Annotated in this window: 23 protein-coding genes and 1 pseudogene; 10 read left to right on the top strand and 14 right to left on the bottom strand. The window is 64.9% G+C overall.

All coding sequences use genetic code 11. The annotated features are described in order from the left end of the window. Positions 1–39 precede the first annotated feature (39 nt). From JQ572_RS29900 to pcsA, 3 genes are all read right to left on the bottom strand, one after another. Positions 40–1,014, bottom strand: coding sequence for a quinone oxidoreductase family protein (locus tag JQ572_RS29900; protein ID WP_211386414.1), 975 nt, complete (start codon positions 1,012–1,014; stop codon positions 40–42). A 75-nt stretch (positions 1,015–1,089) separates the two neighbouring features. Continuing rightward, positions 1,090–1,824 carry a TerC family protein gene (locus JQ572_RS29895; protein ID WP_211386413.1) on the bottom strand — a complete coding sequence of 245 codons (735 nt, stop codon included), beginning with the start codon at positions 1,822–1,824 and terminating at the stop codon, positions 1,090–1,092. Then, positions 1,821–2,588, bottom strand: coding sequence for a phosphatidylcholine synthase (gene pcsA / locus JQ572_RS29890; protein WP_211386412.1), 768 nt, complete (start codon positions 2,586–2,588; stop codon positions 1,821–1,823). Before pcsA ends, JQ572_RS29895 begins: the two co-directional genes overlap by 4 nt. 87 nt (positions 2,589–2,675) lie before the next feature. Here pcsA and JQ572_RS29885 point away from each other — a divergent pair, with 87 nt between their 5' ends. Beyond that, on the top strand, positions 2,676–3,860 hold the full coding sequence (locus JQ572_RS29885; protein WP_211386411.1) for a UbiH/UbiF family hydroxylase: 1,185 nt from the start codon (positions 2,676–2,678) through the stop codon (positions 3,858–3,860). A gap of 18 nt (positions 3,861–3,878) precedes the next feature. Here the strand turns inward: JQ572_RS29885 and JQ572_RS29880 are convergent, their stop codons facing one another. Then, positions 3,879–4,832 carry an AEC family transporter gene (locus JQ572_RS29880; RefSeq protein WP_211386410.1) on the bottom strand — a complete coding sequence of 318 codons (954 nt, stop codon included), beginning with the start codon at positions 4,830–4,832 and terminating at the stop codon, positions 3,879–3,881. Positions 4,833–4,938: 106 nt separating this feature from the next. On the opposite strand from JQ572_RS29880, the gene hspQ reads away from it, so the two are divergent. Beyond that, entirely contained in the window at positions 4,939–5,271 is a 333-nt protein-coding gene (gene hspQ, locus JQ572_RS29875) for a heat shock protein HspQ (RefSeq protein WP_092028580.1), read from the top strand. Between the two features lie 78 nt (positions 5,272–5,349). On the opposite strand, the gene JQ572_RS29870 is transcribed toward hspQ, so the two are convergent. Further along, on the bottom strand, positions 5,350–6,156 hold the full coding sequence (locus JQ572_RS29870; protein WP_211386409.1) for an invasion associated locus B family protein: 807 nt from the start codon (positions 6,154–6,156) through the stop codon (positions 5,350–5,352). A 259-nt stretch (positions 6,157–6,415) separates the two neighbouring features. Between JQ572_RS29870 and JQ572_RS29865 the strand changes: the two genes are divergently transcribed. The 3 genes from JQ572_RS29865 (at position 6,416) to JQ572_RS29855 (ending at position 11,113) form a co-directional block, all read left to right on the top strand. Next, positions 6,416–8,296, top strand: a complete 1,881-nt coding sequence (locus JQ572_RS29865) for an extracellular solute-binding protein (protein ID WP_211386503.1) — start codon at positions 6,416–6,418, stop codon at positions 8,294–8,296. A gap of 4 nt (positions 8,297–8,300) precedes the next feature. After that, positions 8,301–9,803, top strand: coding sequence for an AMP-binding protein (locus tag JQ572_RS29860; protein WP_211386408.1), 1,503 nt, complete (start codon positions 8,301–8,303; stop codon positions 9,801–9,803). Positions 9,804–9,889: 86 nt separating this feature from the next. Beyond that, positions 9,890–11,113, top strand: coding sequence for a GGDEF domain-containing protein (locus JQ572_RS29855; RefSeq protein ID WP_211386407.1), 1,224 nt, complete (start codon positions 9,890–9,892; stop codon positions 11,111–11,113). A 9-nt stretch (positions 11,114–11,122) separates the two neighbouring features. Here the strand turns inward: JQ572_RS29855 and JQ572_RS29850 are convergent, their stop codons facing one another. From JQ572_RS29850 to JQ572_RS29840, 3 genes are read right to left on the bottom strand one after another with little or no spacing between them, the layout of a single operon-like run. After that, positions 11,123–11,887, bottom strand: a complete 765-nt coding sequence (locus JQ572_RS29850) for an SDR family NAD(P)-dependent oxidoreductase (protein ID WP_211386406.1) — start codon at positions 11,885–11,887, stop codon at positions 11,123–11,125. A gap of 42 nt (positions 11,888–11,929) precedes the next feature. Continuing rightward, entirely contained in the window at positions 11,930–12,925 is a 996-nt protein-coding gene (locus JQ572_RS29845; RefSeq protein WP_211386502.1) for an aldo/keto reductase, read from the bottom strand. Positions 12,926–12,964: 39 nt separating this feature from the next. Beyond that, the gene (locus JQ572_RS29840; protein ID WP_211386405.1) at positions 12,965–13,360 is read right to left on the bottom strand and encodes a (R)-mandelonitrile lyase; all 396 of its coding nucleotides are present in this window, start codon (positions 13,358–13,360) and stop codon (positions 12,965–12,967) included. 285 nt (positions 13,361–13,645) lie between these two features. On the opposite strand from JQ572_RS29840, the pseudogene JQ572_RS29835 reads away from it, so the two are divergent. After that, a pseudogene (locus JQ572_RS29835) lies at positions 13,646–14,539 on the top strand (LysR family transcriptional regulator). 1 nt (position 14,540) lies between these two features. Here JQ572_RS29835 and JQ572_RS29830 read toward each other — a convergent pair. The 3 genes from JQ572_RS29830 to JQ572_RS29820 all read right to left on the bottom strand — a co-directional run bounded on the left by JQ572_RS29830 (position 14,541) and on the right by JQ572_RS29820 (position 16,810). Then, positions 14,541–14,933 (bottom strand): putative quinol monooxygenase, encoded by a 393-nt coding sequence (locus JQ572_RS29830; protein ID WP_211386404.1) that lies wholly within the window; start codon positions 14,931–14,933, stop codon positions 14,541–14,543. A gap of 34 nt (positions 14,934–14,967) precedes the next feature. Further along, positions 14,968–15,756: a carboxymuconolactone decarboxylase family protein gene (locus JQ572_RS29825; protein ID WP_211386403.1), complete on the bottom strand. Its 789-nt coding sequence runs from the start codon at positions 15,754–15,756 to the stop codon at positions 14,968–14,970. A 160-nt stretch (positions 15,757–15,916) separates the two neighbouring features. Next, positions 15,917–16,810, bottom strand: coding sequence for a LysR family transcriptional regulator (locus JQ572_RS29820; RefSeq protein ID WP_211386402.1), 894 nt, complete (start codon positions 16,808–16,810; stop codon positions 15,917–15,919). Between the two features lie 202 nt (positions 16,811–17,012). Between JQ572_RS29820 and JQ572_RS29815 the strand changes: the two genes are divergently transcribed. The 4 genes from JQ572_RS29815 (at position 17,013) to JQ572_RS29800 (ending at position 21,116) form a co-directional block, all read left to right on the top strand. After that, positions 17,013–17,483 (top strand): (2Fe-2S)-binding protein, encoded by a 471-nt coding sequence (locus tag JQ572_RS29815; protein WP_211386401.1) that lies wholly within the window; start codon positions 17,013–17,015, stop codon positions 17,481–17,483. Positions 17,484–17,493: 10 nt separating this feature from the next. After that, entirely contained in the window at positions 17,494–19,734 is a 2,241-nt protein-coding gene (locus tag JQ572_RS29810) for a xanthine dehydrogenase family protein molybdopterin-binding subunit (protein ID WP_211386400.1), read from the top strand. A 66-nt stretch (positions 19,735–19,800) separates the two neighbouring features. Beyond that, entirely contained in the window at positions 19,801–20,220 is a 420-nt protein-coding gene (locus tag JQ572_RS29805; RefSeq protein WP_211386399.1) for an ester cyclase, read from the top strand. A 59-nt stretch (positions 20,221–20,279) separates the two neighbouring features. Next, positions 20,280–21,116, top strand: coding sequence for an SDR family NAD(P)-dependent oxidoreductase (locus tag JQ572_RS29800; RefSeq protein ID WP_211386398.1), 837 nt, complete (start codon positions 20,280–20,282; stop codon positions 21,114–21,116). Between the two features lie 28 nt (positions 21,117–21,144). Here the strand turns inward: JQ572_RS29800 and JQ572_RS29795 are convergent, their stop codons facing one another. From JQ572_RS29795 to JQ572_RS29785, 3 genes are all read right to left on the bottom strand, one after another. Further along, entirely contained in the window at positions 21,145–21,381 is a 237-nt protein-coding gene (locus tag JQ572_RS29795; protein ID WP_211386397.1) for a hypothetical protein, read from the bottom strand. Between the two features lie 18 nt (positions 21,382–21,399). Continuing rightward, complete coding sequence (locus JQ572_RS29790; protein ID WP_211386396.1) at positions 21,400–21,600, bottom strand: hypothetical protein; 201 nt, start codon at positions 21,598–21,600, stop codon at positions 21,400–21,402. 160 nt (positions 21,601–21,760) lie between these two features. Further along, positions 21,761–21,970: a cold-shock protein gene (locus tag JQ572_RS29785; RefSeq protein ID WP_211386395.1), complete on the bottom strand. Its 210-nt coding sequence runs from the start codon at positions 21,968–21,970 to the stop codon at positions 21,761–21,763. Between the last annotated feature and the right edge of the window lie 193 nt (positions 21,971–22,163).

Here is a 22,163-nt window from a genome sequence, read left to right as displayed (position 1 = left end):
ACCTGGATTGCTTCGCTTCGCTCGCAATGACGAAGGAAACTACGGCTTCAAGATCGACGCGCCGGTGGTCTTGCGGCTTTCGAGATCGATATGCGCCTTCGCGGCATCCTTCAGCGCGTAGGCGTGGTTGATCGGCACGTGCAGCTTGCCGTTGATGACGGCGGCGAACAGCGTGTCGGCGCCTTCCAGCAGTTCCTTGCGGGTGCCGACGTAGTCGTTGAGCTTCGGCCGCGTCGCAAACAGCGAGCCGTGATTATTGAGCTCGGCAATCGAGAACGGCGGCACCGGACCTGACGCGTTACCGAAAGAAACGAACATGCCGCGCGGCTTCAGGCACGACAACGAGCCCGGGAAGGTCGCCTTGCCGACGCCGTCATAGACGACGTCGCAGCCCTCGTTACGGCTGATCTGTTTGACGCGCGCGACGAAGTCTTCCTCATTGTACAGGATGACGTGGTCGCAGCCATTGGCTTCGGCAAGCTCGGCCTTCTCGCGCGAGCCGACGGTGCCGATGACGTGTGCCCCGAGCGCCCTCGCCCATTGGCAGGCCAACAGGCCGATGCCGCCGGCCGCGGCATGGATCAGCACGCGGTGATGCGGCTCGACCTTGAAGGTCTTGTGCAGGAGATACCAGACCGTCAGCCCCTTCAGCATCAGCACGGCGCCCTGCTCGTAGGTGATGTGGTCGGGCAGCTTGACCAGCTTCTCCCAGGGGATGTTGCGCTCGCCGGTATAGGCGCCGAGATTGTGGTAATAGGCGACGCGGTCGCCGGGATGGAAATTGGTCACGCCCGGCCCGACCGCGGCGACCTCGCCCGAGGCCTCGTTGCCGGCGATGAACGGCAGTTCCGGCGCCTTGTAGAGGCCGGTGCGGTAATAGACGTCGATGAAGTTCAGGCCGACCGCATGCTGGCGGATGCGCACCTCGCCGGGCCCGGGCGCCGGCACCTCGACGCTCTCATAGACCAGGGCCTCGGGGCCTCCGACCTTGTGGACACGGACGGCTTTGGTCATTACCTGACCTCCTCTTCTCAAAGCTCAGCGAAAGACATCGCGCCCGCCTTGTCAACTCGACGCAAACTGGAACGGTTAAACGGGCGGCTTGGCCGATTTTCTGCGGTTGCGCTTGGCCAGCACGTTGAAGAATTCGACCGCTGCCGAGAACGCAATTGCGAAATAGATGTAGCCGCGCGGAATGTGGAATTGGAATCCGTCCGCGACCAGCGCGACGCCGATCAGCACCAGGAACGCAAGCGCCAGCATCTTGGTGGTCGGATGCTCGGCGACGAATCGCGACACCGGCCCGGACGAAATGTACATGATCAGGCAGGCGATCACGACGGCCGCGATCATGATCTCGATGTCCTGCGCCATGCCGATGGCGGTGATGATCGAGTCCAGCGAGAACACGATGTCGATGATGATGATCTGGACGATCACCCAGAAGAAGGCGCTGCCGCCGGATTTCTCATCGCCCTCGCCGTCATCGGCCTCGACCTCGGCGTGGATCTCGTGCGTGGCCTTCGCGATCAGGAACAGGCCGCCGCCGATCAGGATGAGGTCGCGCCAGGAGAAGTCGTAAACCGAGAAAGAGAACACCGGCGCGGTGAGGCCGATCAGCCAGACCAGCACGCTGAGCAGCATGATGCGGAAGATGAGAGCCAGCGCGAGCCCGATCTGGCGGGCGCGGTTGGCCTGCTTCTCGGGGATGCGCGAGACGATGACCGACAGGAAGATGACGTTGTCGATCCCGAGCACGATCTCGAGCGCCGTCAGGGTGAGCAGCGCGGCCCAGGCTTCGGGACTGGTCAACAGGTGCATCATGCGAAGGATCTTGTCAGCCTTATCATTGCGTCGCTGAAGCTGATCCAGAGCGCGATCGCGCAGAGCGCGATGGTCACGCCGGCGCCGACGCGGAAATCCATCTTCAGCGTATAGAGGCCGAGCACCGCCCAGACCGCGATCAGCGACATCGTCAGCCAGCGCAGCCGCACGACGCGGACGGGATGCAGCACGTGGAACGGCACGAAGGTCAGCACCACCAGGCTTGCGACCAGCAGCGTCGAGACCAGCGGCGGCCAGTGCAGCAGGAACAGATAGAACGCCGCCGCATTCCACAGCGCCGGAAAACCGCGAAAATGATTGTCATCCGCCTTCATGCGCAGATCGGCGAAATATAGTGCGCTGGTGACGATGATGGCGACGCCGAGCAAGGGCGCGGCAACCGGCAGCAGCAGGCCGCTGGCGACGATCGCATAGGCCGGCACGAAAACATAGGTGACGAAATCGACCACGAGATCGAGCACGTCGCCCGACCAGTTCGGCTGCACGTCCTTGACGTTGAGCCGGCGCGCGATCGGCCCGTCGATCGCGTCGATGACGAGGGCGACACCCAGCCATCCGAACATCGCCGCCCAATGCTCGCGCACCGCCTCCAGCATCGCCAGCAGCGCGATCGCCGCGCCGAAGGCGGTGAAGATGTGCACCGAGAAGGCCGCGGCGCGGATCGCGGGTCTGGGCTTCAGGGAATCCTGCTGGGTCTCCATGGCTTCTGCTATCAGAATGACACCGGTTTGCACATCCGCCATTGCGGCGCTCGGTCGCACAATTCGCCATAAAATCAGGGAAAAACAGGTGGGCTTGAATTTGTCGCGGGGCGTGTCCAATGTCGTTCCATGACAGATGCATCGACACTCCATGACGCGGCCGTGATCGGCGGCGGACCGGCGGGCCTTGCGGCGGCCATCGCGCTGGCGCAGGCGGGTGCACGAACCGCGCTGGTGGCGCGGCGCGTGCCCTATGCCGACAATCGCACGACCGCGCTGTTAGGTGCCTCCGTCGATCTGCTAGAGAGCCTCGACGTCTGGCCGCGCTGCAAGGACAAGGCGGCGGCGCTCGAAATCATGCGGCTCGTCGACAACACCGGGCGGCTGTTCCGCGCCCCGGAGGTCCGCTTCTCCTGTCACGAGATCGCGCTCGACGCCTTCGGCTACAACATCGACAATCGTTCGCTGATGCTGGCGCTGGAAGAGCGCGCGGGTGAGTTCTCCAACCTCGTCCGTTTCGACGACGAGGCCGAGAGCATCGTCGTCGCGGCCGACGACGTTGCGATCCGGACGGCCTCCGCGCAATTCATCGCGGCCCGCCTCGTGGTTGGTGCCGACGGCCGGCATTCGCTGTGCCGCGAAGCCGCCGGCATCGAAGTAACCCGGCGTGAGTTGTCGCAGACCGCGCTGACCTTCAACGTCGGCCACGCGCGCCCGCATCGCAACGTCTCGACCGAGTTCCACACGCCGCACGGGCCCTGCGTGTTCGTGCCACTGCCCGGCAACCGTTCCAGCATCGTCTGGGTCGCGGCGCCCGCGGACGCCGAGCGGCTACGCGGCTTGAGCGACGCGGAACTCTCCGCCGCGATCGAGAAGCAGTCGCAGTCGATCCTTGGACGCATGACGGTCGAGCCCGGACGCAACCTGTTCCCGCTGGCGATCGAGCGGCCGAAATCCTTCGGCCGCGACCGGATCGCGCTGGTCGGCGAAGCCGCCCATGTGCTTCCCCCGATCGGCGCCCAGGGCCTCAATCTCGGCCTGCGCGATGCCGCCGACATTGCCAAGCTCGCGGGTGAAGCCATCGCGTCGGGCCAGGATCCCGGCGACCCCGACGTGCTCAAGCGCTACGACCGGGCGCGGCGTCCGGACATCCTGAGCCGGACGTTCGCGATCGACATCGCCAATCGCTCCCTGCTCAACGATTTCCTGCCGCTGCAGCCGGTCCGCGCCATTGGCATGCACCTGCTCGGCGCCATCGGCCCGCTCCGGCGCTTTGCGATGCGCGAGGGCCTGACGCCGACGTGGCGCAGGTAATCTGGCGAAGTTAGCGTTTTACGGAAACGCCAGCCGGCCGGTCTGTATCGCCCACATCACGCTCGTCAGCGTGACCACGGACGCAAAGGTCCCGAGCAGCACCGCAACGGAGGCGGACTCGATCCAGGCGTCGTTCTGCCGGGCGATCACGAACACGTTGAGCGCCGGCGGCAGCGAGGCCATCAGCACCGCGGTTGCGGCCCAGGGCTGCGCGAACGGACCGAACGCCAGCATCAGGCCGAACGCCGCGAGCGGGTGGATCAACAGCTTGACCGCGATCACGCCGGGCACTTCCCAGGGCACGCGGTCGAACGGGCGAAGCGCCACCGTCACGCCGAGCACGAACAGCGCGGTCGGAGCGGCCGCGTTCTGAAGGAAGGTGATGGTGCGGTCGAGCGCCACCGGCAGCTCGATGTGGAGCGCGGCCACCGCCGCGCCGAAGCAGGCCGACATGATCAACGGGTTGAGCACGATCTGCTTGAGCACGACGCCGAAGGCGTGCACGATCGAGGGGTGATCACGGTCGGACAGCTCGATCAAGAGCGGCACGATCGTGAACAGGAAGATGCTGTCGCAGCAGAAGATCAGCGCGGTCGGCGCCGAGGCCTTCGTCCCGAGCACGGCGAGCGCCAGTCCCGGCCCCATATAGCCGATATTGCCGTAGCCGCCGGAAAGCCCGGCAAGCGTCGCCTCGCGCAGCGTCAGCCCGCCGATAGCTTTCCCCAGGACGAGCGCCAGGGTGAATGCCGCGACCGTCGACAGCGTGGTCGCGACCAGGAACGGCGGATTGTTCAATTCCGCAAACGGCGTCTTGGACATGATCGCAAACAGCAGCGCCGGCAGCGACACATAGAGCAAGAAGAAGTTCATCCAGGCGAGACCCGATTCTGGCAGGGATTTGACCTTGCCGCAGGCGAATCCAACGAAGATCAAGCCGAAATAGGGTAGAGCCAGATTGAGGATATCGACCATTGATGAAGTGTTTTCTGAAGACTTGGTGCCTATCCGCCCCGCAACCGCGGGTTAATTCCAGATCAGGGCACTAGCATCGGCCACAATCCTGGTCTATCGACGGGGAATGATTAAAGCGCGGACCGCCAAATTCCAGATCGGACAGGTCGTGCGCCACCGGATCTTCTCGTTCCGGGGCGTAATCTTCGACATTGATCCGGAATTCAACAACACCGAGGAGTGGTGGCTGTCGATCCCCGAGGAGGTGCGGCCCCACAAGGACCAGCCGTTCTACCACCTGCTCGCGGAGAACGCTGAGTCGGAATACGTCGCCTACGTCTCCGAACAGAACCTGTTGCCCGACGAGTCCGGCGAGCCGATCCGGCACTCCCAAGTCGCCGAGATCTTCATCAAGGACAAGACTGGCGGCTACCGTCCGCGAAATCCGTCGCTGAACTAAGCGTCGCCCTCGACAGGCGGGGCAGCAAAAAAGGCGCTCGATCGAGCGCCTTTTTCATGTCCGGACGTTGAGTCCCGATTACTTCTGAGCCGCCGGCGGTGTGCCGGGAGCCGCGCCCTGCTGCTCGAGCTTCTTGCGCTGCTCGTCAGCCTTCTTCTGAAGCTCTTCCTGGAGCTTCTTCTGGGTTTCCTCGAACACCTTCGGATCGGTCGGGGGACCGTCATAGGCCTTCTGGAACTCGCCGGCGAGCGGCAGCGGAAGAGTCAGCGGCGCGCCGTTGGCGTTGATCGCCTGGACAACGAGATTCTGGCCCTTCTTCATGTTGTTGATGAGCTCGGGCGTGGCCTCGTAGTCCGACATGCAGCCGTTCTGGAAGCAGATCACGTACGGGCTCTGCAACGGCGGATTGCTGTCCACGATGATGCGGGTGCCGTGCACGAGCTGCATACCGAGCGGCAGCGTCACGCGCAGGATCTTCTTCGGCTCGCCTTCCGGCTCGATGATCACGGCGGCAATGACCGGCTGGCCCGACTCGATGCGGCCGTCCTTGCCGGTGAAGCACACCTGCTTGGCATTGGCGTCCTGGCCCTTGAGGCAGAACTTGGTCCAGGGGGCGTAGATCAGCTGGATCTGCTGATCCGCTGGCTGGGCCGCGCCCTGCTGCGCCGGAGCGCCCTGCGCGGGAGCCGGCTGGGCAGGCGCCTGAGCGGCCGGTGCCGGAGCCTTGGGGGCGGCCTTCGGAGCGGCCTTCGGAGCCGCCTTGGGTGCGCCTGGGGCCGGCGCCTGGGCCTCGGCGGCAAACGGAACGGCCAACGCCGTGGCCGTCAACAAGGCGAGAAGTCGCCCGCGCAGCCGTACGGACGCGGCCAAGTAACGGAAATTCATTGCGGAAAACCCTTTCTGAACGGGAAGTGCCCGAACCGCTCCGAAGCGCCGAACCTGGCCGCCTTGGGCGCGGCTCTCTCCCCGTCAATTGAGGCGGATAAGTGACGGCTCGGCGCTCTTGCGCGATTGCCCGCCTTCTTAACGTGGCCGACGAAAAGATCAATGCCGACAAGCGTCTTTGAGCGCCCTGGCGCCAGCGTCCCATCAAATTCCCTGTGATAGGATTCAGGCCCGGCGGTCCTCGAATCAGCGTGTGCCGATGTTCATGTTCCAGCGCCCGCTCGGTTGGCTTCTTGAGGGCCTCGGCGTCCGCTTTTGCGCCTTCGTCTCGGCTTTCGTCTTGGCCCTCACCTTGACCCTGGCCTCCGCGCTCCCGGCTGGTGGCGCGCGAGCCGAGGAACTCCATGCCATCGCGATGCACGGCAAGCCGGCGATGCCTGCCGATTTCACCCACATGCCCTACGTCAATCCTGATGCGCCCAAGGGCGGCCGGCTGACCTGGGGTATTCTCGGTACCTTCGACAGTCTCAATCCCTTCATCGTCAGGGGGCTGGCCGTACAGCAGATGCGGAACTACGTGGTCGAGAGCCTGCTCGCACGCGGCAATGACGAGCCGTTCACGCTCTATGGCTTGCTCGCAAGATCGGTCGAAACCGACGACGAGCGGAGTTTTGTCACGTTCCACATCGATCCCCGCGCCCGCTTCTCCGACGGCGAGCCGCTGCGCGCGGAGGACGTGCTGTTCTCCTGGCAGCTGCTGCGCGACCACGGCCGCCCCAACCACCGGCAATACTATGCCAAGGTCGCCAGAGCCGACGCGCCAGATCCTCTCACCGTCCGTTTCGACCTGACCGGAGCCAATGACCGCGAACTGCCACTGATCCTCGGCCTGATGCCGATCCTGCCGAAGCATGCGGTCGACGTCGCGGCTTTCGAGGAGACGACGCTGACAGGCCCGGTCGGCTCCGGCCCCTATCGCGTCACGGCAGTGAAACCCGGCGCCAACGTGACGCTCACCCGCAATCCCGATTATTGGGGCCGCGATTTGCCGATCAATCGCGGGCTGTACAATTTCGACGAGATCAGGCTCGACTATTTTCGCGAGGCCAACGGCCAGTTCGAAGCCTTCAAGCGCGGCCTCTACGATTTCCGCATCGAGCAGGAGCCGCTGCGCTGGCACGACGGCTATGATTTTCCGGCTGCCAGAAGCGGCGAGGTGATCCGCGACACCATCACGCCCGGGTTGCCGCAGCCTTCCGAGTTTCTGGTGTTCAACACCCGCCGTCCGATCTTCGCCGACATCCGTGTGCGCCAGGCCTTGACGCTGCTGTTCGATTTCGAGCTGATCAACCGCAACTACTTCTTCAGCCTCTACGCGCGCGTCCCCGGCTATTTCGCGGGCTCGGACCTGTCGTCCTATGGCCGGCCTGCGGATGCGCGCGAGCGCGAGCTGCTCAAACCGTTCGCCGCGCAGATTCCAGCCGACATCATGGACGGCGGCTACCGCCTGCCGGTGACCGACGGCTCGGGCCGCGACCGGACCACGCTGCGCGCAGCCCTGAAACTGTTGTCCGAGGCCGGCTACGATCTCGACGGCACCGTGCTGCGCAATCGCGCGACCAAGGCGCCCTTCACCTTCGAGATTTTGGTCACGACTCGCGACCAGGAGCGCATCGCACTCGCGTTCCAGCGCGACCTCAAGCGCGCCGGCATCGAGCCGAGCGTGCGATCGGTCGATCCGGTGCAGTTCGACCAGCGCAGGCTCGCCTACGAGTTCGACATGATCCAGAATCGCTGGGACCAGTCGCTGTCGCCCGGCAACGAGCAATATTTCTACTGGGGCAGCGCCGCCGCCGACAATCCGGGCACCCGCAATTACATGGGCGCCAAGGATCCCGCGGTCGATGCCATGATCGCCGCGCTGCTGGAAGCCCGTGAACATACGGCTTTCGTCTCGGCGGTGCGGGCGCTCGACCGCGCACTGATCTCCGGTTTCTATACAATCCCCCTGTTTAACGTATCCGAGCAATGGATCGTGCGCTGGAATCGGATAGAACGGCCAAGGACCACCGCGCTGTCCGGCTACCTGCCGGAGACCTGGTGGTCGAAGGGGCAGCCGCAAGCTCATCAAGCAAAGTGACGCCGTGAACCAGCCAGCCGTATCGCCGACGCTCGACACGCTGTTTCAGCGCACGCTGACGCGGCAGCCGCATGCGCCTGCCCTGCTCGACCCCCTCAACAAGGCCCGCGTGACCGGGCACCAGCCGCGGCGGATGAGCTATGCCGAGGCCGACACGGCGATCGAGGCGCTATCGGCCTACTTCGTCGAATCGGGCCTGCCGGCCAATTCCGTCATTGCGATCCAGTTGCCGAATACGGTCGAGTTCGTGCTCACCGTGCTCGCCGCCCATCGCGCCGGCCTCGTCGTCGCCGTGCTGCCGCTGCTCTGGCGTCATGCCGAACTGACCGCCGCTCTGAACCGCACCGCGGCGCGCGCCATCGTCACCATGAGCACGGTCGACGGCGTCAGCTATGCCGATCTGGCCATGCATGCGGCTGCCGAAGCCTTCTCGATCCGCCATGTCTGCGGCTTCGGCGCCGATTTGCCCGAAGGCATGGCCTCGCTCGATGACGTGCTGGCTCGCCCGCCCGGCACCGCGCGCGCCGTGATCCAGGATGGCCGCAAGGCGGCGATGATCTCCTTCGACGTCACCGCGGAAGGCTTTCGCCCGGTGCCGCGGCCGCATTTCAGCCTGATCGCAGGTGGGCTCGCGATGTCGCTGGAAGCCGACATCCGGCAGGGCGCGACCGTGATGGCGGCGTTTACGCCGATGTCGTTCGCCGGCCTCGCCTCCTCGCTCGCGGTGTGGCTGCTGAGCGGCGGCGCGCTCGCGCTGCATCACCCCTTCGAGAACGACGTGCTTGAGCAGCAGATCGTCGAGCATGAATGCGAGGTGCTGATCGCCCCTGCGCAACTCGCGCTGCGGCTCGGCGATGCCGACCTGGCGGCGCGCATGCCTACCTTACGCAACGTCATCGGCCTGTGGCGCGCCCCGGAGCAGGTGGCGGCGAGCGATGCCTGGATCGCGCCGCATGCGCCTCTCACGGACGTCTATCTGTTCGGCGAAGCCGGCCTGTTCGGCGCCCGTCGCGGCGAGGACGGCATGCCTGTTGCGGTGATGCCCGGGCCGCACGGCGCCCCGCGCGAGCAGTCCGGCTCCTCCATCGCCGGCGAGATCCTGCTGACGCCGAAGGGCACGCTCGGCCTGCGCGGAGCAATGGTGCCGATCGCGGCCTATGCCCCGCCGCAGCCGGTCGGCGAGACCCTGATCGCGCAGCCGCCGCGCGACTATGTCGACACCGGCTATGCCGCACGGATCGACCGTCCGAGCGGCGCGATCTGCATCACCGCGCCGCCATCCGGAATCATGGCCGTCGGCGGCTACCGATTCCTCTCCAACGACCTGCAGGAATGGGCGCGCCGGCTCGGCCAGGGCGCCCTGCTCACCGCGCTGCCCGACCGGCTCTCGGGTCACCGGCTGGCGGGCCGGGCCCAGGACAATACGCGCGCCCGCGAGGCGCTCAGCGAGCTCGGGCTTAACCCCTTGATGGTCGAAGCTTTTCGCGACCGGGCCGGGCCGGTTTAAGCGTAGTTTCGACCGATCCATTGACGCTGCATTAAGGCGGCCGGACTAGATTGCGCAGCACCTGTTGCCGTGATCAGAGTTTCTCGATGTCCCAGGCCGGCCCGATCCTGTTTGTGTCCAATGTCGAGCGGCCGGCCTTCATTGCGGCGCTGGACGAGGCCCGGCTGTTTCCCGTGGTCGATGCCGACTGGGCCAGCGCGGCGCGCGCGGTCGAACAGGTGCAGCCGGCCGCCGTGCTCGCCACGATGTCCGGCGGACACGAGCCGCATCTGGCGCCGCTCGCCAGGAAGATCGCGGACCAATCGCCTTACCTTCCCTTCGTGGCGCTGGACGCGGCGGGTGCGCTCCCGCACAACGCCCTGCCCTTTTCCTCCCGCAGCGGCAATTCCGACCGCCTGATCGCGCGGCTTCGCGCCGCGCTGCGCGTCCGCACGCTTCATGCCACGGTGCTGCGCCGGCTGCCTGAGGTGAAGGTCGCGCTGCCGGAGGCCGATCCCGCACGCGATGCCACCGTGCTCCTGATCGGCCGCGGCGCGGCTTACCCTGCGCTCTCCGTCGCGTTCGGCGAGCGCGCCGGTGTCATCGGTGCGCTCTCGATCGAAGCCGCGGCCAAACATCTCAACACCCGCGACCTCGACGGCGTCGTGCTCGCCGAAGGTTTTACCGCGCGCGTGACGGATGCCTTCCTCACCGTGCTCGCCGAGGACACCCGCTTCCGCAGCCTGCCCGTGGTCGTCACCGCACACCAGCTGACGCAGACCTACGACCTGCCCAATCTCGAGCTGATCCCGGGCGAGCCGGCGAAGATCGCCGCCAACGCGCTGCCGCTGATTCGCCAGCATGCGATGGAATCGCAACTGAGCCGCACGCTGCGCTCGATCGATGCCGGCGGCTGGCTCGATCCGCGCAGCGGCCTGCTCACGGTGGAAGCCTTTGCCCGCGATTTTGCCAAGGCGGTGGAGCAGACACTGGCCCGCGGCGGCGGCCTCTCGGTCGCGCGCTTCGCCTTCGATCCCGGCAACTCCCGCGCCCAGCTCGATGCCGCGCGCATCCTGAGCCGGCTGATGCGGCAGATGGATTTTGGCGCGGCCCAGAAGGACGGCTCCGTCATCGTCGTGTTCGCGGAAACCGACTTCCGCACGGCGCACATGATCGCGCGCCGCTTGTCGGCGGTGATGCGCCACACCTCGAACGGCAAGCACGAGATGCGCAGCGATCCCGTCGTCTCGGTGGATTCGCTCTCGCCGTCGGATACGGCGCGGTCACTGCTAGGGCGTCTTTCGGCGGACGCATCGCGGGCGGCGTCGTAGGTAGTCTCGTCACCTCATGATGAACCCGCCGTCCACCGAGATGGATTGGCCCGTCACGTAGCTGGCGGCGTCGCTGCACAGCCACAGCACCGCGCTCGCGATCTCCTCGGGCCGGCCGACCCGTCCCATCGGCACGCTCTTCTCCATGGCCTTGAGAGCTTCGCCCTGGCCGCTAGCGACCATCTGGTCGGCCATCGGCGTCCAGATCAGCCCCGGGCATATGGCATTGATACGGATGCCGCGCGCCGCGTATTCGAGCGCCGCGCTCTTGGTGAAGCCAAGGACGCCATGCTTGGCGGCGTGATAGATGCCGCGCTCGGCGCCGCCCACGAGTCCTCCGAGAGACGAGCAATTGACGATCGCGCCGCTCCCCTGTCTGCGCATGTATTGCAGTTCAAATTTCATGCAGCTCCATTCGCCGCGAAGGTTGATCCCCATGACGCGGTCGTAGTCCTCGCGGGTGGTGTCGGCGGTGTCTGCGAGGACGTTCTGGACACCTGCGTTGTTGTAGGCGGCATCACACCTGCCGAAGGCGGCGACCGTCTTCGCGACCATCGCCTCGACCTGTGCGTCGTCGGAGACGTCGCAGCGGATCGCGATGGCCTTGTGACCTCGGGTGGCCAGTTCGCTTGCCGCGGCCCGCACCGCATCCTCGTTCCAGTCCGCCAGCGCGAGGGATGCCCCGGTTTCCGCGAAGGCTTTTGCCGTGGCCAGACCCAGCCCGGATGCCGCGCCCGTCACCAGCGCGACCTTTCCTGCGAATGAAATGTTCATGGATATCTCTCCTATCGATGTATCGGGTCGCCGTACGCGCTGTCAGCGCTGCGTACGCGCGGCTTCCGCTTGCAAGTAGCGATCGCCCGTGATGGTGATCCGCGCGACCGAGGCATCGATGTGCCTGAGTTCGTCGGGAGTCAGCGCGACCGAGGTCGCGGCGATGTTCTCGTCGAGGCGGCCGAGCTTCGTCGTGCCGGGGATCGGGACGATCCACGGCCTCTGTGCCAGCAACCAGGCCAACGCGACCTGCGCCGGCGTTGCACGCTTGCGAACGCCGATCTCGGCGAGCAGGTCCACGACCGGCCTGTTCGCCTTGCGTGCCTCGGGCGTAAAGCGCGGCAAGCCGGCGCGATTGTCATTGCCGCCGAAGCTCGTGCTCTCGTCGATCTGGCCGGTGAGGAATCCCCTCCCCAGGGGGCTGAAAGGGACGAATCCGATCCCCAGTTCCTCGCAAACCGGCAACACGTCCGCCTCGGGCTGACGCCACCACAGCGAGTATTCACTCTGGATCGCTGCGACCGTCTGGATCGCGTGCGCGCGGCGGATGGTCGAGGCACCGGCCTCGCTGAGGCCGAAATGCCTGACCTTGCCCTGGGCGATCAGATCCTTCACCGCACCGGCGACGTCCTCGATCGGGACATTGGGATCGACGCGGTGCTGATAGAGCAGGTCGATCGCATCGACCCGCAATCGCTTCAACGAACCTTCGGCCGCCTGCCGGATGCGTTCGGGACGGCTGTCGAGCCCGCCAGATGTTTGAGAGCTGGCGGGATCGAGGTCGTGGCCAAACTTGGTGGCGATGACGACGTCCTTCCGGAACGGCTCCAGCGCCTCGCCGACCAGTTCCTCATTGGTGAACGGGCCGTACACCTCGGCGGTGTCGAAGAAGGTGACGCCGCGTTCAACCGCCGCGCGGACCAGCGCGATCATCTCGTTCCGTTCCGGCGCCGGGCCACGATGATAATTCAGGCCCATGCAGCCGAGTCCCATGGCCGAGACCGTGAGGCCGCTATCGCCGAGCTCGCGCATCTGCATTTTCGGTCTTTCGGTCATATCACTCAGCCAGCTGCGACATCACTCGCGATACTGTTCGTCGCTGACCTTCTCCATCCAGTCGACATTCTTGCCGTTGAGTGACTGCGTGATGGCGATATGCGTCATCGCGGTCGTCGCGGTCGCACCGTGCCAGTGCTTCTCGCCGGGTGGGAACCAGACGACATCGCCGGGGCGGATTTCCTCGATCGGTCCCCCCTCGCTTTGCACCCAGCCGAGGCCGGTCGTGACGATCAGGGTCTGGCCGAGCGGATGGGTGTGCCACATGGTTCGTGCGCCGGGTTCGAAAGTCACCTGACCACCGCTCAGCTGTGCTGGATCACCCACCTGAAAGAGCGGATCGACGCGAACCGTGCCGCTGAACCATGCTTCGGGGCCTTTGCCAGCGGGGCGTGAGCCGTTGCGTTTGATGTCCATTGTTCCAAATCTTCCTGTTGTCGGACTAGTCTCACCCCGAGCCCGCGCAGAGCCTGCAGGGAACGATGCCAGCGTAACCAGTCCGGCAGCGCCCGAGAGCATGCCCCGTCGCGTCAGCACGCAGCGTGCATTCGCCGCATTGCTCTCGCATTGCCGGAAGGGAACGTCCGATCGATCCATATGCCGTGCTCGCCTTACCTCAAGCGGGACTGCGCCAAATCTAACGCGTGCGGCTATGCGGATTAGCCACTATAATTGGCATGGGCTTATAAGCAGGATCGATAAATGCAGCGCGGAAATCTCGACGACCTCTCGGCCTTCCTGATCGTCGCCCGAGAAAGCAGCTTCACGAGAGCGGCCGCGAAACTCGGCATTTCACAGTCCGCGCTCAGCTACACCATCAAGGAGCTTGAGGCCCGGCTGAAGCTACGCCTGCTGACGCGCACTACGCGCAGCGTGTCGCCGACGGCCGCCGGCGAGCGTCTGTTGCGCAATGTGGGTCCACGCATCGCCGAGATCGAGACCGAACTCGCCGCCTTGACCGAGCTTCGGGAAAGGCCCTCGGGTACGATCCGCATCACCGCGACCGAATATGCCACCGACGCTGTCCTTCTGCCGAAACTTGCGAAGCTCTTGCGTGAGTATCCCGACATCAAGGTCGAGATCGTCAGCGACTACGGCCTGACGGATATCGTCGCGCAGCGTTTCGATGCCGGCGTGCGGGATGGCGAGCAAGTCGCGAGGGACATGATTGCGGTGCGGATCGGCCCCGACGCGCGCATGGCTGTCGTCGGGGCGTCGTCCTATTTCCGGAGCCGGTCAGAGCCGAGAAAGCCGTCGCAACTGGTCGAGCACAATTGCATCAATCTGCGCCTGCCGACCCACGGCGGATTGTACGCCTGGGAGTTCGAAAAGGGCTCGCGGGAGCTCAAGGTTCGGGTCGACGGCCAATTGTTCTTCAACACCACGACCCAGATGCTCTAGGCCGCGCTTGCAGGCCTGGGCCTGGCCTATCTGCCGGAGGGCCTGGTGCAACCACATATCAGCAAGGGCCGCCTCAGGCGGGTGCTCGAGGACTGGTGCCCGCCCTATCCCGGCTACCATCTCTACTACCCAAGCCGGCGTCAGCCCTCCGCGGCCTTTGCGCTGCTGGTGGAGGCGCTCCGCCACCGGGGCTGAATCACTTTGGCAAAGCACCAAAAGCGATGGGCGTGGTTCGGATCAGCTTGAGCGACCGGACCATCTTCTCCACCGTTGCCTTGTATGTCTTGAAGTGGATGGTTTCCAGGTGAGACCGGTAGGCATCCTGATCCCGGTAGATCTCGAACACCCTGACGCGTGCGGGATTGTCGTTTTCGGATACGGCATAGAGTGCGATGACACCGGGCTCAACGCGCGTGGCGGTCTCGATTTGCTCGGCCACCGCAGCCTTGTAGGATTCAAGCTGCGCGGGATCGACCTCGATCTCCGCCTCCTGCACGTAGAGCGGCTGCGTTCCGGCGCCGGCAGCGACTCCGGAGACGGCTGCCGTGAGCACGGACGCGCCGATCAGAAGAAGTTGCGAGATACTCAAGTCAGCCTCCTCGCCAATGGCCGCGCGAACGCGGCTAACGTGGCCGCTTCGCAAACACATCCTTGGCGACGGGCATCGCCGAAAAGACGTGGGGCCAGCCGACATAGAACGCCAGTTGCGTGATGGCTTCCGAAGCCTCGGTCTGGGTCAGACCATTGTCCATCGCCCTGTTGAGGTGCGGCGTGAGCTGCGCCATCTGCCCGTTGGCGATCAGCGCGCTGATGGTGACGAGACTACGGTCCCTGGGCGCAAGGTCCGGACGCGGCCACAGGTCACGAAACAGCACGTCGGTGGTGTATTGCACAACGCCTGGGAAGGATGCGCCGAACTGGCCCTCGACGAACGCTGCACGCTGTGCCTCGGCAGCCTCGTCGAGTGGCAATGGCTTCACCGTGACGGCCGGAAGCTCTCCGGCGCCGATGCCTCGGGCCGCGAAGACGTCCTTGGCAACGGCCACGGCCGACATCGCGTTGGCCCAGCCGGCGTAGAAGGCGAGATGCGTGATCATCTCCGATATCTCGCGCGGCTTCACGCCGTTATCGAGCGCAAGATTGAAATGATACGGCATCTCGATCGTCTGACTGCGCGCGATCAGCGCTGCCAGGATGACGATGCTGCGGTCGCGCGGCGCAAGGCCGGGCCGTTTCCAGACATCGCCGAGGAGACGGTTCTGCGTGTAGGCCTCCAGCGCCGGGGCAACCTTCCGAACATCCTCATACGAGAGCACAGACTTCGATCCGGTCATGATGGCAGTCTCCTCCGTGCGGGCCGATGGTATTACCATCAACGCAAGCAATGCGACGACCGCGGCTTGCAGCTTCATGAAGGATCTCCTGTGCGCCGCGGTTGCTTCCCGGACGCGGGCGCCGGCAGGGCGTGGTCACCCCTCACAGCCTGTTATAGAAGATGGGCCGCCGTGCGATTAGATGGCGTAATTCGCATGGACTTATCGAGCAAGCTTATGAATTGTCCGTGTCGCGCTCTTACGGTTTGTCACGAAGCGCGCCAATCAGCGCAGCCAGCGCCGGAGGCATCTGTCGCCGGCTGGGATGATAGAGGTAGTAGCCGGGGAAGGTCGGGCACCATTTCTCCAGAATCCGCTTCAACCGCCCGGCGCGGACGTCCGCTGCTACCTCATCCACGTAGACATAGGCGATGCCCTGCCCCGCCAATGCTGCCTCTCGAATCAGATCGGCGTTGTTGAACACGAGGGGTCCCTCGACGCGAACCTCCAGGGGCCGGCCCTTCTCCTCGAAGTCCCAGGCGTAAAGCCCACCCGACCTGACATGCCGGTAGTTGATGCAGCGATGGCCGGCGAGTTCGCGGGGCGTCCTGGGCACCGGATGGTCGGCAAAATAGGAGGGCGCGCCGACGACAGCCATACGGATGTCCGGCCCGATGCGGACGGCGATCATGTCCTTCTCGACGATGTCGCCGAAACGGATGCCGGCGTCGATGCGCTCCGCGACGATGTCGATCAGATTGTCATCGACGATCATATCGACCCGGATATCGGGATGGGACGCAAGGAAACGCGGCAGGACAGGCATCACGACGGACGAGACCGCGTGCTTGGTCGCCGTGACGCGGACGGTGCCGGACGGCTTGCCGCGCAGAGCGCCGACCGCGTCTACACCTGAGGAGATTTCGTCCAGCGCGGGACGCAGCGAACGCAGCAGCGTCTCCCCCGCTTCCGTCGTCGACACGGAACGCGTGGTCCGCGACAGCAGCCGCACCCCGAGCCGCTCCTCCAGCGCCTTCATGGCATGGCTCAACGCCGACTGCGACATGCCGAGCTCGGCCGCCGCACGGGTGAAGCTGCCCTGTTCCGCGACCGCAGCAAAGGCTGCGAGGTCATACAGATCGTCTCGCTTCATTCATGCACCACATACATAAGCTTAAGCAGATTATAATGACTAATCGAAATCCGCATCTAGGTTTATCAGGCTGTCAGCGGGCCCGTAGCGCACCGGTCGAGACGACGCCGTCGTGGCTGTCCGACGGCTCCAAACGTAGCCGAATGTCGGCACGCCTAGTTGACCAACTCGGCCTGCGCGACAGGCCGCAAGGAGCGGATTGATGAAGCTTATCGTGAACAACCGGGAGGTCACGATCGATGCAGACCCTGCGATGCCCCTGCTCTGGGCGCTGCGCGACGTGATCGGGCTGACCGGCACCAAGTTCGGCTGCGGTGCCGCCCAATGCGGCGCCTGCACGGTGCATCTGGATGGCGAGGCCATCCGTTCCTGCATCACGCCAGTCTCGGATGCCGAGGGCAAGAAGATCATCACCATCGAGGCCGCGACCGACGGCACCGACCGCGTCGGCGCCGCCGTGCATGCAGCCTGGGTCAAGCACGACGTGGCGCAGTGCGGCTACTGCCAGAGCGGCCAGATCATGAGCGCCATCGCCTTGATCAAGTCCCTGCCCGCCGGACAGCAACCGACCCCCGACAACATCGACGCGGCGATGGCCGGCAACATCTGCCGTTGCGGCACCTACGTCCGCATCCGCGCCGCCGTCGCCGACGCCGCGCGCACGCTCGCCTGAAGGAGCCGCCATGCTGCCGAACATCGACTACAGCGAATTACCGCGCGCGCTCCAGCACATGCTGGAACGGGGTCAGCCCGTGAAGACGCTGCCGCGCCGCAGCTTCCTGAAACTCGCCGGGGCCACCGGGCTGGCGCTCGGCGCATTTCCGCACGTCGCCATGGGCGCGACGACCGCTGGTGGTAACCCCGCCAGCGCCCTCAAGCCGACACAGCAGCCGTCGGCCTTCGTCCAAATCGCCGGCAACGGCGAGGTCACCGTGACCATCAACCGGCTGGAATTCGGACAGGGCGTCCACACCGCGCTGCCGATGATCCTGGCCGAAGAGCTCGACGCCGACTGGACCCTGGTGCGCAGCCGGCACGGCACCAACGATGCCGCCTATGTCGATCCGCTGTTCGGCATTCATCTCACCGGCGGCTCGCATTCGATCAAGAACAGTTTTTCGCAGTATCGCGAACTCGGCGCACGCGCACGGGCCATGTTGCTCGCAGCTGCCGCGGCGCGCTGGATGGTGGATATAGCCACGCTGCGAACGCAGGCCGGGACGGTGCTTGGCCCCGGCGGCCGCAAGCTCGGTTATGGCGAACTGGCCGAAGCCGCCATGGCACGGCCGGTACCTGAGAAGGTTACGCTGAAGGATCCGAAGGATTTCCGCATCATCGGCTGCCCTACGCCGCGCCTGGATGCGCGGGCCAAGAGCAGCGGGCGACAGGATTTCGGCATCGATACGCGCCTGCCCGGTCAGTTGACAGCCGTCGTGGCGCGTCCGTCAGTATTCGGCGCACGCCTAGCCGCGGTCGATGACAGCGCGGCGCGCGCCGTCAATGGCGTGAAGGCCGTGCTGCGCGTGCCGCTGGATGGCGGCGCCGAAGGCGTCGCGGTGGTCGCCGACGGATACTGGCAGGCCACACAGGGCCGCGACGCCCTGAAGCTGAAGTGGGACTCCGCGAAGGTGGAGAAGGTCGACAGCGAACGGCAGCTCGTCCACTACCGCGAGCTGGCCGGCCGTCCCGGCCCGCGCAAGTTCGACGCCGACATGGCGCCGCTCGCCACAGCGCCCCGGCAACTGGAAGCCGAGTTCGTCTTCCCCTACCTCGCCCACGCGGCGATGGAGCCGTTGAACTGCACCGTTGCCCTCACCGAGGGCCGCGCCGAGCTGTGGGTCGGCAGCCAATGTGCCGGGCTGGATGCGGGCGCGGCGGCGCGCGTGCTGAACCTCAAGCCCGAACAGGTGACTGTGAACGTGCAAATGGCCGGCGGTGGCTTCGGCCGGCGTTTCTCCAGCACGAGCGACACCGTGGTCGAGGCCTGCGAGATCGCGAAGGCTGCGCGGGCCGCCGGACTGAATGCGCCGGTGCGCACGCTGTGGAGCCGCGAGGATGACATGCGGGGCGGCTTTTACCGTCCCATGCATCTGCACCGCGCCCGCATCGGCTTCGACGAGCGCGGCAACGTACTGGCCTGGGATCACGTCATTGTCGGCCAATCCATCACCACCGGCTCCGTGTTCGAGCAGTTCCAGGTCAAGAACGGCATCGACGGCACGGCAACCGAAGGCATGCGCGACCCCTACCCGCTGCCGATGCGCCTGACCGTGCATCATCCCAAGCTCAACGTACCGGTGCTGTGGTGGCGCAGCGTGGGCTCCACCCACACCGCCTTCGTGATGGAGACCCTGCTCGACGAGATCGCCCGTGCGACGCAGCAGGATCCGGTCACCTATCGGATGCGGCTGTTCGGCGACAAGCATCCGCGCCACAGGGACGCGCTGCAACTGGCGGTGGACAGAAGCGGCTACGGCAAGACGCACCTTGCTGCGGGCCGGGCCTGGGGCGTGGCCGTGCACGAGTCCTTCGATTCCGTGGTGGCTTATGTGGTGGAAGCGTCGGTGAAAGACGGCCGGCCTGCGCTACACCGCGTAACCGCCGGCGTGCATTGCAATCTGGCCGTGAACCCACGCACCGTGGAGGCCCAGGTACAGGGCGCCGCAGTCACTGGCCTCTCGATGTGCCTGCCGGGGTCGGCGATCACGCTCAGGGACGGCGTGGTCGAACAGAGTAATTTTGATGGCTACACCGTCGCGCGCATCACCGACATGCCCGAATTCAACGTCCACATCGTGCCCAGCGTCGAACCACCCACCGGCATCGGCGAGCCTGGCCTGCCGCCCCTGGCACCGGCGTTCGGCAATGCCATCGCACGGCTGACCGGCAAGCCGCTGCGTCAGCTCCCGTTCAAACTGGCCTGATCAGGCGGCGGCCGCCACGGTCGTCTTCCGAATATCCACATTGTCCATGAATAGAGAGATGACGTCATGACATCAGACGTGAGCAAGAAGGTGATGATCCGTTTCACGGAGTTCATCAACACTGCTAGCCAGACTCTGGCCGCAGAGCTCATTTCTCCCGATGCGACCTTCCATGTCCCCGGACGCAGCGAGCCGATGCGAGGGCCGGCGGGTTATCTTGCCATCATCCAGATGATGCGCGGAAGTTTCCCGGATATTCAATGGACGCTCGAGGAGATGGTTGCCGAAGATGACAAGGTGGCTGCTCGCTTCACCATGCGAGGGACTCACCTCGGCACCTTCTTCGGCACCCCATCGACCGGGAAGAAGATCGCGGTCCAGGCCCTGAACATCTATCGCCTGTCGCATGGGCAGATCATCGAAGAAACAGGCCAGCCCGATCTGCTCGGATTGCTTCAGCAAATCGGCGCAGTCCCTGCAAATTAGCGGCTGACCGCCAAGCCCCGGCGCCAGTGCCCTCTCAACACCGAGAACAGGAAGTAATCATGAGCAAGGTCTGGTTCATCACGGGCGCCGGCAGCGGCATCGGTGTGGCAACCGCAAGGGCGGCATTGAAGGCCGGCGATCGCGTCGTCGCGACCGGCCGCAACCTCGACAAGGTCCGCAATGCCCTGAACGACGTCGCAGGCGACAACCTCGCGTTCGTGCAGTTGGACGTCGCCGACGAGGCCCAGGCCAAGCCCGCTGTCGACGCGGCGATCAAGGCGTTCGGCCGCATCGACGTTCTCGTCAACAATGCCGGCTATAGCCTGCTCGGCAATTTCGAGGAGTTGAGCACGGCTGAAATCGAGCGACTGATCGCGACCAATTTCTACGGCGTGATGTACATGATGCGCGCGGTACTTCCGGTGATGCGCAAGCGGAGATCCGGCCGGATCATCAACATCAGCTCCCTAGCAGGTATCGTCGGTTTCAAGCATTGCGGGGCCTATAGCGCCGCAAAGTTCGCGGTCGAAGGCCTGTCGGCATCGGTGGCCCATGAGGTCGAGCCGTTCGGCATCAAGATCGTCGCAGTCGAGCCCGGGTTCTTCCGGACAGACCTGCTCGATGCTCACAACGCCAAATATGCCGGCAGCACGATCGAAGACTACGCCGCGGAAGGCACCGCAGAAAACATGTGGTCAGGCTACCACGGCGCCCAGCAAGGTGATCCGGCCAGGCTCGGCGATGCCCTAGTCAAAATCGCCGGGATGGACAATCCGCCGAGGCAGTTCGCGGCCGGCAGCGACGCGCTCGCGGTGGCCCAGCCGGCCCTCGAAGCTCGCCTCGATGAACTGCGAGCGTACTCTGACCTGTCCAAGTCGACAGACGGCTCTTTCTGAGATCACGCCGCCGTCGGAGCTCGAACGCTCAAACCATCACGAGCTTGACCTGGCCGTCCTCAACGGTTCCCGTCGCGAGAGCGTCGCGCGCCATCTTCTCGACGGCCGGCCAATTCGCCAGAAGGTATCTCTGCGCCTGCACTTTGGTGGGGAAATTGGTTTGCAGAATACAGCTCTGCCGCGCGTTCCCATTCGCGATCTGAAAGGACACTGCCTGGGGCCCCTCTCTAAGCTCTTGCTCGGTGGGCTGGGGAAGCTTGCGCATGCTGGTCCTTCTCGTGGCTCAGCGAACCGGTGCGGCGCCCCCGGACGCTGGATTGGCGGGAGCCGTCCCGGCCGCGATCTTCCTGGATTTCGACAGCCGCTCCGGCTCAAGGCCCGGCTGCGTATTGCGGACCGCCTCGGTCAGCATGAGCCGGAGCTCAGCCTTGGTCTTGGGTGCTTGTCGCGTGGTCGACTTCTGCCAATTGCTCATGGAGTCCATATGGGGATCTTTGCGCGAAATGCGACCATTGGCGTTCTCATTTGCGACGGGCGTCAGCCGGTGCAAAAAACCCGCGGCCGATGAACGGTCGCGGGTCCAGAAATCAGAAGCTCTGCCAGTACATCCGTGGTCAAAGCGACGTCATGGCGATTGCGGCAGCCTATGCGGCGCGCAGATCCTCAGCAGCAGACTTGCCGGTTCGGCTGTCTGCAACGATTTCGAAAGAAACCTTCTGCCCTTCGTTGAGGGTATTCATGCCGGCGCGTTCAACGGCGCTGATATGAACGAACACATCCTGGCTTCCCTGGTCTGGCTGAATGAAGCCGAAACCCTTTTGGCTGTTAAACCACTTCACAGTTCCCGTCGTCATGGGGGTCGTCCTTTAAGACAGATAAGCGTTTGGCCGCGCTCAGAAGCGCGGTCGGTGTCGTCGAGATCTGGAGGGAGGGTCGTCAGTCAGGCGCGCTTGAAAGCGGCGAGGCCAAGTCATTCGGCCGAAACTCGATGGAATGAATATGGCTACTGCTCGGTCATTCCGCAAGTAGCCATAAGTCGTTGTTTTC

It is taken from the genome of Bradyrhizobium sp. SZCCT0153, assembly GCF_018129995.1.
In the GTDB taxonomy this organism is placed as follows: Bacteria; Pseudomonadota; Alphaproteobacteria; order Rhizobiales; family Xanthobacteraceae; genus Bradyrhizobium; species Bradyrhizobium japonicum_G.
The sequence above is the reverse complement of the archived record's forward strand: the minus strand, read 5'-3'. Positions and strand labels throughout refer to the sequence as shown.